8 protein-coding genes are annotated in these 12,023 nt (G+C 61.6%); 5 read left to right on the forward strand and 3 right to left on the reverse strand.

Annotation, left to right across the window (positions count from 1 at the left end):
- The first annotated feature begins 49 nt into the window (after positions 1-49).
- Entirely contained in the window at positions 50-1,369 is a 1,320-nt protein-coding gene (locus F0M17_RS10705) for a phosphotransferase (RefSeq protein WP_233125261.1), read from the forward strand.
- A gap of 24 nt (positions 1,370-1,393) precedes the next feature.
- On the opposite strand, the gene F0M17_RS10710 is transcribed toward F0M17_RS10705, so the two are convergent.
- Genes F0M17_RS10710 through F0M17_RS10720 form a run of 3 tightly spaced genes read right to left on the reverse strand, consistent with a single transcriptional unit; the run spans position 1,394 to position 8,306 of the window.
- Positions 1,394-4,711: an ATP-dependent DNA helicase gene (locus F0M17_RS10710; RefSeq protein WP_073705981.1), complete on the reverse strand. Its 3,318-nt coding sequence runs from the start codon at positions 4,709-4,711 to the stop codon at positions 1,394-1,396.
- Entirely contained in the window at positions 4,708-7,920 is a 3,213-nt protein-coding gene (locus F0M17_RS10715; RefSeq protein WP_073705980.1) for an ATP-dependent DNA helicase, read from the reverse strand. The genes F0M17_RS10710 and F0M17_RS10715 overlap by 4 nt, the downstream gene beginning before the upstream one ends.
- Positions 7,917-8,306 (reverse strand): MGMT family protein, encoded by a 390-nt coding sequence (locus tag F0M17_RS10720; RefSeq protein ID WP_038990579.1) that lies wholly within the window; start codon positions 8,304-8,306, stop codon positions 7,917-7,919. Before F0M17_RS10720 ends, F0M17_RS10715 begins: the two co-directional genes overlap by 4 nt.
- A gap of 88 nt (positions 8,307-8,394) precedes the next feature.
- Here F0M17_RS10720 and F0M17_RS10725 point away from each other — a divergent pair, with 88 nt between their 5' ends.
- The 4 genes from F0M17_RS10725 to F0M17_RS10740 all read left to right on the forward strand — a co-directional run bounded on the left by F0M17_RS10725 (position 8,395) and on the right by F0M17_RS10740 (position 11,937).
- Entirely contained in the window at positions 8,395-9,078 is a 684-nt protein-coding gene (locus F0M17_RS10725; RefSeq protein WP_038990580.1) for a 3'-5' exonuclease, read from the forward strand.
- A 246-nt stretch (positions 9,079-9,324) separates the two neighbouring features.
- Positions 9,325-10,317 (forward strand): methionine ABC transporter ATP-binding protein, encoded by a 993-nt coding sequence (locus F0M17_RS10730; protein WP_038990582.1) that lies wholly within the window; start codon positions 9,325-9,327, stop codon positions 10,315-10,317.
- Positions 10,318-10,320: 3 nt separating this feature from the next.
- On the forward strand, positions 10,321-10,986 hold the full coding sequence (locus tag F0M17_RS10735; protein WP_073705979.1) for a methionine ABC transporter permease: 666 nt from the start codon (positions 10,321-10,323) through the stop codon (positions 10,984-10,986).
- A 102-nt stretch (positions 10,987-11,088) separates the two neighbouring features.
- Positions 11,089-11,937 (forward strand): MetQ/NlpA family ABC transporter substrate-binding protein, encoded by an 849-nt coding sequence (locus F0M17_RS10740; protein ID WP_038990585.1) that lies wholly within the window; start codon positions 11,089-11,091, stop codon positions 11,935-11,937.
- Positions 11,938-12,023: the final 86 nt, after the last annotated feature.

A 12,023-nucleotide genomic window follows, 5' to 3' on the forward strand; every position in this document is an offset into this window, starting at 1 on the left:
GCCATATTCCGTGCGTCATTCAACGATAGAAAAGAGAATCTCGCATACGGTGGAACTTGTGAAACGCACTGCCATGGAACTCGCCGCAATTGCCACCGCCGCCGTCCCCGGATTGACCCCGGTTGGCTTCGCGGCGCTGTCCGACGATGCGGAAGACTTTGATTCAGCATTGGTCGTCGACGCACTCAAGCATCGCTGGCGCGTCCGTTCACCTCGCCACGATGAAGCAAGCATGCGCTTGGAAGCCGAACTTTCGGCCTTGCGCGCTTTTTCAGCCAAGGTCCGCGCTTCACTGCCTTTTTCCTTGCCAGCCGTAGCCGGTACAGTGCGCCAGGGCCCACTGCGGACCTTTGTCTACAAGGACATGCCCGGTCATGTTCCTAGCCTCGACGAACTGGTTGATGTGGGCAGCAACCTGGCCAAGTCCTTGGGCAATTGCATGGCTGCCATCCACCAGATTCCCGATGAAGCAGTCGAAGTTGCAGGTTTGCCGACCTATACCGCCGACGAGATCCGCCAGCGCAAGCTCAACGAGCTGGATACCGCAGCGGCGACCGGCAAGGTGCCAAGCCGTTTGCTGCGCCGCTGGGAACACGCCATGGAGGACGTGGCACTGTGGCGTTTCAACGCTGCCGTAGTTCACGGCGACTTCGATGAAGAGCAGTTGCAGATTTCGCATTCCAGCATCACTGCGGTCAAAGGGTGGACCGATTTGCATGTCGGCGACCCAGCAGATGACTTCGCTTGGCTCTCAGCCATCGAAGACCAGAGCTTCAGCGAGCGCGTGTTCTCCGCCTACGTCGAAGCTCGCGGGAAGGCCGCCGATCCGCACATCATGCGCCGCGCCGCGCTGGCCGCAGAATTCGCTTTGGCGCAGTGGCTAGTGAAGTCCTTGGATTCCAAGGACTACGAACGCATCGCCGAGGCCGAGGAGATGCTTCGAGAACTGGACCAGAACATTGCCGAGTATGGCGGCCAGCCGTTGTCGGTCGTGGAGGCCCCGCGTCCGTTGGCTGCCCAGCCGGAAACTTCGTCCCAGAAGGTTCCGGAAAAACCGGTGGCGATCACCGCCCCAAGCATCAACACCGACAAGGTCACTGCCCTGGCAGCCGAACCGCCGAAGTCCGCAACGCCCCAGGGCGCCTCGCCACAGGACCAGCAGGATTCCGGAGAATCTGCGGATCAGCCAACTGCGGATGCTGACGAGGCTGGTTCAGATAGCAGCACCCCATCGAAGCAGGAGCCCGGACAAAAGCACGCCGATCAGGAGAAAGAGGCAGCGGAAGCACAGCCGTCTGCAGATGGGACAGCCGACGCGCAGAAGCCTGCTCGAGACGAGAACGAGCCTGCCAAGGATGCCGGGAAGTAGGCACTTCCCGGCATCCTCCGGCCGCTAGCCGTTGAGCTGTTCGAATGCACTGCTGATCATCTGTTCCAGTTCTTGCTCATCGGAGAGATGCTCCGCGTGGATCGTGATGCCCGCCGACACATAGTAGAAGGCGGCCTTGATCTCCTCCAGCGGGATTCCGTGCAGGCGTGACCAGCCCAAGCGATACACTGCGAGCTGGACCAGCTTGCTCCTCAAATCCTTGCCGCTCGGTACCCGGCCCGTTTTCCAGTCCAGCATCAGCCAGGTCCCGTCATCCATCTGGAAGACGGCATCTATGCGGCCGCGCACAGCGACCGGACCCACACGGGTCTCCAAGGGCACCTCGACGTAGGCGGGCTGCAGCTTGGACCATTCGCTCGCCAGGAACGCTTCCTTCATCGCTTCGAGGTCCAGTGCCTCGTCAAGATAGCCATCGGCTGGTTCCTGCAGGTCTCCCAGATCCAGCATGGAGGTCTTCTCGTAGAACTCCTCGATCCAGGCGTGGAACGCGGTACCTCGCCGTGCTGCCAGGCCCGGGCGACGTGGCACCGGGCGCCGGAGGTTTTCCAGCACGCCTACCGGGTCTTCGGCCAGCTCGACAAACAATGAAGCACGCACATGCTCTGGTACCTCGATGCTGCGCTCACGAACAGCCAAGAACTCTCGCTGGCCTAGAAGTTTCTCCGCTTCTTCAGCCCACTGCTGGCCAATACCGGTCAACGGCTCATAGTCGGCGGGAATGGATTCAAGATCCTCCGCCACATCCGCAATGATTTTGCGGCGTGAGTACGGATAGGGAGTCTTCTGCACTCCCCCGGTGACCACGGGGCCTTCCAACGGGTCGTAGGGCCACAGCGCTTCGAGGGGTGTCAACGTGCTCGGGTTTTGTTCCGGAGCTTCCTCATCCTTCACCCAGAGGCCGATTTCAGCCTGGGGGTCTTCGCCTTCGGCCAGCGGAAGCAGGCAGTTGAAGAATTCCGAGGCCTCGGTGGGCTTGGTGCGGGTGCTCGTCCAGACGCTGCTGCTGCAAATCAGCAAGGACTTGGCGCGGGTTACCGCGACATAGGCCAGGCGGCGTTCTTCAGCAATATGATGGTCCTCGACCTGGTCCTTGAAGATCGATTCGGCTTCCAGCAGCTCCTTCAAGGCCGGCTGCTCGGTGTCCCATTGGGGCAGGTCGCGGGCATCGCCACGAAGTTCCCAGGGCAGCGCCTTGTCGCCGCTGGTCCAGCGATCCGACTTGGCACCCGGGAACACCCCGTCGTTCAGGGTCATCACCGCCACGATGTCCCATTCCAATCCCTTGGAAGCGTGAACCGTCAGCAACTGTACAGCGGCCGGATCCGCATCTTCGCTGGGCAGCGGGAGGCCTTTTTCCTTTTCGGCGGCCTGTTCCAGCCACATCAGGAATCCAGCCAGCTCGACACGTGGCGCATTGCGGCAGTACTCGCGCACCACATCGGCGAAGGCGTCGAGATTGGCGCGTGCCTTGTCTCGGGAAATCCACGGGCGGGCGGCCACCTCGATGTCCAGGTTCATGGCGCGTTCGGTCTCGCGAATCAGGGTCTCCAGGTCATCATTGGCCAGCAGCCGCAAGCTTGCCAATTCATCGCGCAAGGCAGCCAGCCGTTCGTAGCCGGCAGCGCTGATGCTCCGGCCGTCATTGCTTTTCCAGCCTTCCTTGGGCAGGAAGTCCAATGCTTCGACAAGGCTAGCCGCATCGTTGAGTTCGGCGCGGGCAGCTTCAGCGGCTGCCTCGTCCGGGGTTGGCGTTTCTTCGTCTTCGGCCGGATCTGGCTGCAGGCCGCGGGCCCGCCGCCGTTCCAGCTGGCGGGACCAATCTGCGAAAGCCATCAGGTCGGAGGCGCCCAGGCGCCAGCGGGCTCCTGCCAGCAGGCGCATGAGCTTATCCGAGCGCAGCGGGTCCACCAGCACGTGCAGGCATGCGACCAGGTCGGTGAGCTCAGGGGTGCTGAGCAATCCCGAAAGTCCCACGAGCTGGTACTTGATGCCGCGCTCGGCAAGCACCTCGCCCATGATGCTCAGCTGGGTGCGATTGCGCGAGAGCACTGCACTGGTTTTCGGCTCGGAAGTTGACCGATTCTCGGCAACAATCATGTCCGCAATGGCTTCCGCTTCGTCGCGAACCGTCGCACAGCGGTTGAGCACCACCCGGCCGGCCTTGGCATGCGCGGAGGAATCCAAAGGCTTGACCGAGACCGGACCTTGATGCTGCGGTCCGCCGGCGGTGATGCTATTCGCTGCGGCAAGCACGTTGACGGTGTTGCGCCATGCGATGGTCAGGTGCTTTACATGGGCAACTTCCCGGCCAGTGTCCCGGACAATCGGGAAGACTTCCGGGAATCGGAACAGCTGTCCGGCACTGGCCCCGCGGAATCCGTAGATTGACTGGTTGGGGTCGCCTACTGCGGTAACCGGATGGCCCTCGCCGTAGAGTTGCGAGAAGAGCACCATCTGCGCGTGCGAGGTGTCTTGGAATTCATCGAGCAGCACCACCTTGTGGCTCTCCCGTTCGGCGAGCGCAGCCGCCGGCACCTCTTGGGCGATACGCGCCGCGTGGGCTACCAAATCGCCATAGTCCATCACCCCGAGGCGCTTCTTTTCCTGCGCGTACTCCTCTGCAAGCTCGGCGATCGTGGCACGCGAGGCCAGCTTGTCGATGAGCTTAAGGGCTGCCTGGGTCGGCTTCTTCGGCTTTTCTGCGTCCATCGGCAGGCTGCGCAGGCGTGCCACCAGCTGATCGATCCACTGGTGCGCCTGTGGTGCGGTGACCAGGTGCTCGGAGGCTTCGGAACTGAAGGAAACGATGGCATCAATCAACGTGCTGGTGGCGCTGTTCAGATGCTCGTAATTGCCGGTGTACCGTTCCAGCACCGAGTGCGCCACCTGCCACGACTGGGCCGCGCCCAGCAAGGCGCTGTCTTCCTCAAGGCCAAGCCGCAGCCCATGGTCCTGGACCAGCGTGTTGGCGTAGGAGTGGTAGGTGGATACCGCAGGATCGAGGAAGTCGCGGGTTTCTTCGGCACTGAGCAGCCCGGTGGACACCAGTTGGGCGATCTTGGCGCGGATGCGGACCGACAGCTCTCCGGCGGCCTTTCGTGTAAAGGTCACGCCGAGGATTTGTTCCGGCCTGACCAACTGGTTGGCGACCAGCCAGACGACTTTGTCCGCCATGGTCTTGGTCTTGCCCGAGCCGGCGCCGGCGATGACCAGCATGGGTTCCAGCGGCGCGGCGACAATTTCGGACTGCTGGGCGGTGGGCGGGAATTGCTCGCCGAGCGCTGCTGAGAGCTCTTCCGGGGTGAATCTGATATTGCTCATGGTTCGGTAACCTGTCGTCCTTGGGCGCATAACGGGCAGATTTCAGGCAGCGTGCAGTTGCCGAGGATCCCGGCGGCTCCCGAAACGTGCCGGGTGATGAATTCGCTGTTGCCCATCAGGGCGGCGGCTTCGAAGATGAGCGTGCGGGCCCAGTCCGCTTCGCCGATGGATGGTTGCTCTCGCACCGAGGCGCTCTTGGTGCTGGTACCCACGTAGACCAAGGACGCGCCGGCCGGCTCATCGGAAAGCCCTGCAGTTGCCTCGTGCTCTTGCAATGCGCCCAGCTGGATTGCGGTTTGGTAGACGCCCAGCTGCGGGTGCTCCAAGGTCGCGTCCTTGGTTGGTGCGGTGGACCCTGTTTTCAGGTCCACGACCCGAACGTTCCCGTCGGCGCCGGCTTCCACGCGGTCAATGATTCCGCGAAGCTGGATCTGCGTGCCGTCAGGGGCTGGTACTTCCAGCTGGAATGGCATTTCCCGGGCCACCAATTCGCGTCCTTCTTGGCGCATGGTCATGCAGTAGGCTGCGAACTTCTTGAGCATGGCGTTGGCGCGGTCGAAGTCCCGTTGGCCCTCCCAGTTTTCCGGTTTTTCCAGTTCCGGCCAGCGCTGTTCGAGGATCTGCTCATATTCGTGTCCGCTGGCCTCCGGGTGCTCTTCGGCAATGGAGTGGATCAGGGTGCCCAGGGATGCCGCGAAATCGTGGGCGGCGGTGCCACCGGCGCTTTGCACGAACCAGTTCAGCGGCGATTTGACCAGGGTTTCCACCTTGGATGGCGATACCCGCCGGGGCTGGTCCTCCGGAATCACCGGGCCTTGGGTGGACAGCTCGCGCAGTCCCCACCAGGTGTCGGGATGCGCTCCGCGCACAGGAATTTGCGCGCGGGCCAGGCGCCCCAGCACGTGGACGGCGTCATGGTACAGGCCCTGGGCATCGGCGTCATCCGGGGCCGGCACAGCCCCGAGGCTTGCTGCCTTGGCACTTTCGGCGGTGCTACGCAGCTCAGCCACCAGGGTCGGTAGCGAGCGGATGCGCGGAACCGCAGTAGGTTTCCGCCCGTCTGGCCCCGGCGGCTCGACCAGGTCCAGGAAGGAGGATGGCTGGCTGTCCTCGTTGTCCACCGCAGTGCAGATCAGCTGGTCGGCGGCACGGGAGACGGCATTGCTGAAGCTGCGCAATTCGTCGTTGCGGATTTGGCGCACCAGTTGCGTTGGCGTTCGCGTGGCCAGGAAATCAATGCCGTGTTCCGCGGCATCGGCGAGCGCGTTGGAGCCGAGCAGCTCGCCGCGAAGCCGCAGGTTGGGCCAGGAGCCCTCCTGCAGTCCCGGAATGAACACCACCGGCCATTGCTTTCCTGCGGCTGCCGCGGTGGTGAGCACCGTGACGGTTTGCCCTCCGGCGGCGCGGGTGGCCAATGAGTCCATGGGCAGTTCCTGGTGCAGGATGTGCTCAATGAACTGCTGGACGCTGGCTCCGGGGAGCTGGTCCACGAAACGCTCTGCGGCTTGGAATAGCGACAGGACAGCGTCCAGGTCACGGTCAGCCCGGCGGGCGGCGGTTCCGGCCCCCAGAGCCTCGTCGCGCCAGGCTTTGGCACGGCCCGAAGCTTCCCACATTGCCCAGAGCGCTGTTTCCGGTGTAGCGGTTCCGCTGGCCAGTTCCGCTTGCAGGGCAGCGTACATTTTCAGCAGGCGCTGCAGCCCGTACCCCGGCTTTCCCAGATTCTCGGCCATGGCCGGTTCACGCAGGCAGGTTTCAAGCAGTTCCTGGCTGGAGCGGCGTCCGCCTGCCGTGGCTTCCTGCTGGCGCAATAGCTGGCGGATCCGCCGAATTTCCAACGCGGTGCTCATCCCGTAGCGCGAGAGCAGCAGGTTCTGCATCAGCAGCGGATCATCCGCAACAGAATCACTGAACGCCAATGACAGCAGGTCGAGCAGCGGGCGAACCGCCCCCTCGTCCTTTAACGGAATTTCAGCTGGTGGCACTTGCACCGCGATGCCCTGGCCTTCAAGGAATCGGCTGAAGGATCGCACCTGCGAGCCGTTGCGCACCACGATCGCAATATCGGCGAGGCTGCGGTTTTCGAAGAGGTTAAGCTGTACGATCCGCTGGGCGATGAACCGTTCTTCCAAGGTGGAATTCTCGAAGACCAGTCCCTGGCAGAGCGCATGCTCCGGGGTGTTCATCGGCTCGATGGCCCGTCCGCTCAAGCCTGCTGCCAGCGGTACGCGGCTGACGATGCGCTGCCAGGCCTCGGTGATCGGTCCAGACATGCGATAACCATGGGTCAGTTCAAGGCTCGTTGCTTCGCCAGTGCTCGCGTAGTTCTGTGCGAAACGGTGCAATTCGTCGGTGCGTGCACCGCGGAATCCCTGGACTACGCTGTCGGGTGCTGCGAAAGCAACCAGCGCGCGGTCCTTGCCGAGCAGCGACAGCAGGCGGTGCTGCGACAGGGTGGCTTCTTGCAGGTCGTCCACGAGGATCAGGGCCAGCCGATCCTGTTCTGCGTGCAGGAAGGCCTCGTTGTCTTCCAGGATTTCCGCTGCACGGGTAATCAGTCCGGCCGGATCGAATGCCTCGGCACTGCCCAAATCCAGCAGGTCGCGGTATTCCTGGTAGAACAGCGCCGCAGCGTGCCATTCGGGGCGGTTGGCTTTCTGGCCGAGGTCTGCGATGTCGGCAGGTTCCAAACCGAGCTCCGAGACACGGTCGAAGAACTCGCGGATTTCCTTGCGGAATCCGCGGGTCTCCACTGCCAGTTCCAGCTCGCTTGGCCACTGCGGCCCTTCGGTAAGCCCCGCGGCATGGCCTTCCAGCAGGTGCCCGATCAAGGTGTCCTGTTCCGGTCCGGAGAGCAGTCGGGGAACGCGTTCAAGCTGGGGCAAGAGCCCTTCGACGCGAGCACGGCGGATCAAATCGAAGGCATAGGCCGACCAGGTGCGGACCACCGGTTCGGTGAAGGTCCGCTCGGCTCGGCGGCTGAGCTCGTCGCGGATCGAGGCTGCGGTCAGTCGAGTTGGGCCAACGATCAGCAGGGACTGCGGGTCAAGCCCGGTGGCCAGATGCGCAACCGCCGTGTCAATGAGCAGGCTGGTTTTTCCCGTACCCGGCGCCCCGGTGACCAGCACGGGGCTTTTCACCGAATGCAGGTGGCCACGCAGCTTGGCGGTGTCCTCTCGGGAATGGGTTCGGGTTTCTTCCATACTCATAGTTGATCATCCATCTCGGACATTTTGGGGTTGCCCAACGCGGCACGCAGTGCATCTATTTTTCCCCAGGCCGTTTCGCTGGGGTTCCAGCGGTTTTTGGCCATGTTCACGTGCCGACCTGGCACCGCCAGCCCCTCGGAAATCCAGTGCTGTTCTGCTGCTTCGGCAAGTGCCTCGGTCATGGAACCGTTTGAACGGATGATCCGCCACCACGGCGTCCCGGCCGGAGCACTGGCCATCGCTTTTCCGGCCTGGCGTGCTCCCCCGCTACCGAGTAGTTCCGCTACGTCCTTGTAGCTGATCACCGCACCGGCGGGGACCAGCGCCGCGAGTCGATGCACCGCCTCGGAATAATCCAGAGGCTTTTCGGCTGCGTCAGATGTCATAGCCCTATTCTGCCAATTAGCTTGCAGTCCTCCACAACACGCAATGCGCGGGGCTGTCCTATCCTGCGTTGGCTGTAGCGTTGTATCCATGACTGAATGGCATAAGGGCCTGGCAATTGGCTTTGATCTGGAAACTACTGGCGTTGATACCAATACGGCTCGCATCGTGACCGCTTCGGTGGTGCTGCTCGACGCTGAGGGCAAGGTGGTGAACAACCGCGAGTGGCTGGTGAACCCCGGGGTCGAGATCCCGGAGGCTGCAGCGGCGGTTCACGGAATCTCTACCGAGAAAGCTCGTGCTGAAGGCTCTCCGGCGAAACAGTCGGTGCAGGAGATCTTGAATTTGCTGAAGTTCGCCTCTGAGCAAGCGCCGATTGTTGCATTCAACGCTTCCTATGATTTTTCGGTCCTCTATAGCGAAGCCGTTCGCTACGACCTTGAACCGTTCTTCCCGGGCAATGTCATCGATCCGTTCATCATTGACAAGCAGGTCGACAAATTCCGCAAGGGCAAGCGCACCCTGGCCGCGGCGTGCGAGTTCTACGGTGTAGTCCTTGAAAACGCGCACACGTCTCTGGCTGATGCCATCGCCTGCGTGGAGGTTGCCCGCCAATTGGGAGAACGCTACCCGCAGCTGCAAGTGGATCCGATGGTGCTGCACGGCTGGCAGATTGGCTGGGCGAAAGAGCAGGCCGAAAGTTTCCAGAAGTACCTGCGCAAGACGAAGCCCGAAGCTGTCGTCGATGGTGCGTGGCCCATCACGGAATCGTAACCTCGAGAGATCCTGCTTCCTGTGCGCCATTTCACATAGGTCACGCTGGGCGCGAGGACCACTATGCGGAAGTCAATCGTTCATTTTCTGTCATAATTCAGCAAATTATATTCGAAGGCTTGCCTACTAAGTCCTCATACTAAGAATCTTGACCGCGGTTTTCCCTTGATTCGGGCGATTTTGTTCGATAGTGATTCAATAGAGGGTACTCTCTACACCCTATGAGAATCTGAAGGAACACGCCTAGTGATCACAGTTAGTGACCTGCGCAAGGTCTACCAGCAAGACGGCAAAGATGTTGTTGCCCTTGATGGTGTCAGCCTTGAAGTCCCTACCGGGAAAATTCATGGCATTGTCGGACATTCCGGAGCGGGTAAATCCACTCTCGTCCGCTGCTTGACCTTGCTCGACCAGCCCACCTCCGGGACCGTCGCCGTGAACGGCAAGGAGCTGACCAACGTCAGCCCCGACGAGTTGCGGAACGCGCGGCGTCGAATTGGCATGGTGTTCCAGCACGCGAACCTCTTCGATTCGCGCACCACCGAGCAGAACGTGGCCTACCCGCTAGAGCTTGTCGGCACGCCCAAGGCGGAAATCGACGCAAAGGTCGCCGAACTGCTGGAGCTCGTGGGACTGTCCAAGTTCGCCAAGGGCTACCCATCCCAGCTATCCGGTGGCCAGCGCCAGCGCGTGGGCATCGCCCGGGCGCTGGCAACCGATCCGGATGTCCTGCTCTGCGATGAGCCGACCAGTGCACTGGATCCGAAGACCACCGACGAAATTCTCGATTTGGTCAAGAAGCTGCGCGATCGGTTGAACATCACCGTGCTGATCATTACCCACGAAATGCATGTCGTGAAGCAGGCCTGCGATTCCGTCTCGCTGCTTGAAGCCGGCAAGATCGTGGAGCACGGCAACATCGAGCAGGTCATTACCAACGCCGCAGGAAGCCTGGCTTCCACTTTGCTCCCGCTTCCGGGCGATGCACCACGCGTGGACGGTGAGGGCCCGATCCTCGATCTGCTCTACACCGGCGACCAGGCGACCCAACCAGTCATCTCTTCCATTTCGCGCATGTTCAACACCGATGTCAATGTCTTGGCTGGATCCGTTGAGCAGCTCGGCCAGCAGCAGTACGCGCACTTGCGCCTGCAACTGGCTCCCGACGCGGACCTGGAGGCAATCGTGAACTACTTGAAGTCCAGCGGCATCGCCGTTACCGTGAAGGGAGCCAAGTAAGCAATGGATTTCTTCACCCCCACCGTGCTCAAGGCCGTTGGCCAAGCGACCGTCGAAACCCTGCAGATGGTCGTGATTTCTGGTGTGATCACCGTCGTCATCGGTCTGCTGCTGGGCATTTTGCTGCATGTGACCGGCAAGGGCGGACTGGCGCCCGTGCGCTGGTTGAACGCGATTCTCTCCACGGTGATCGTGAACATCACCCGTTCCATCCCGTTCGCCATCCTGATGGTTGCCCTGATCCCATTCGCCGCGATGCTCATCGGCACCGCGCTGGGCCCGATCGCCGCCTCCGTGTCATTGACTATCGGCACCATCCCGTTCTTTGCCCGCCTGGTGGAAACCGCCCTGCGCGATGTCAATAGCGGCAAGGTCGATGCTGCCCTGGTCATGGGCTCAACGAAGCTGCAAACCATTCGCAAGGTCCTGGTTCCGGAAGCCATGCCCGGCATCATCTCGGCGGTCACCACCACCATGGTGACCCTGATCGGCTACTCCGCCATGGCCGGCCTCGTAGGCGGCGGCGGCTTGGGCCGTCTGGCCTACAACTACGGCTACGTCCGCTACAACATGCCCATCATGCTTGCGACCATCGTGATTATCGTGATCATGGTCCAGCTGGTGCAAGTAATCGGCGATGCCATTGCCCGCAAGGTTGATCACCGCTAATTAGAACTTCCGCCGGTTGATCCGGCGGAGCCGTCGAATCGCTGAGGACACGGCCAACCACTCGCATTGTGCCTCACGGCTCTACCTAAGGAAAGACAAGTTATGCGCAAGAAACTCGCACTCGCCATCACCGGTGTTGCCACTGCATTCGCCCTGGCCGCTTGCGGCAGCAGCGAACCAACTGCAGACACCGCAGCTACCTTGGATCCAGCAAACCCTACGGTGATCAAGGTGGGCGCCAGCCCGGTCCCGCAGGCAGACATCCTGAACTTCATCGATGAGAATTTGGCCAAGGATGCCGGCATCGACCTGGACGTCATGGAAATCGACGACTACGTCACGCCGAACACCGGACTTGCCGACGGCTCGCTGGATGCCAACTACTTCCAGACCGAGGCCTACCTGGCTACCGAAATGAAGGAAAAGGGCTACGAGTTCGCGCACGGCGCGGGCGTGCACGTGGAACCGATGACCGTCTTCTCGAAGAAGTTCCAGGACCCGAAGGATGTCGCCGAGGGCACCAAGGTGCTGCTGAACAACGACCCGGTGAACCAGATCCGCGGCATGCGTGTACTGGAAGAAGCTGGCCTGCTGCAGAACCTCAGCGATGACGACTCCCTGCTGACCGTGAATGGCAACAAGGACAAGAACCCGCTGAACTTGGAAATCACTGACGCCAACGCAGAGCAGGTCGTCCAGTATTACAAGTCCGATGACTCCATCGGCCTGGCAGTTATCAACGGCAACTACATCGTCCAGGCGAAGCTGAACAAGGACGAAATTCTTGCCCAGGAATCCGGCGAGAACAATCCGAACGCCAACTTCCTGACCTGGCGCGACGGCGAAGAAACTCCTGCAATTGCGAAGCTCGAAGAGCTGCTGCACTCCGATGAGGTCCGCGACTACATCGAGAAGACCTGGACCGACGGCAGCGTTATCGCCGCTTTCTAATCCGGTTTTCCAGCCACGGGGCGTAGCCCCTGCGTGATCCGCGACTGCCCGAGTTCCTTGCAAGGAGCTCGGGCAGTCGCGTTTCC

Source organism: Glutamicibacter sp. ZJUTW, from assembly GCF_008370855.1.
Taxonomy (GTDB): Bacteria; Actinomycetota; Actinomycetes; order Actinomycetales; family Micrococcaceae; genus Glutamicibacter; species Glutamicibacter nicotianae.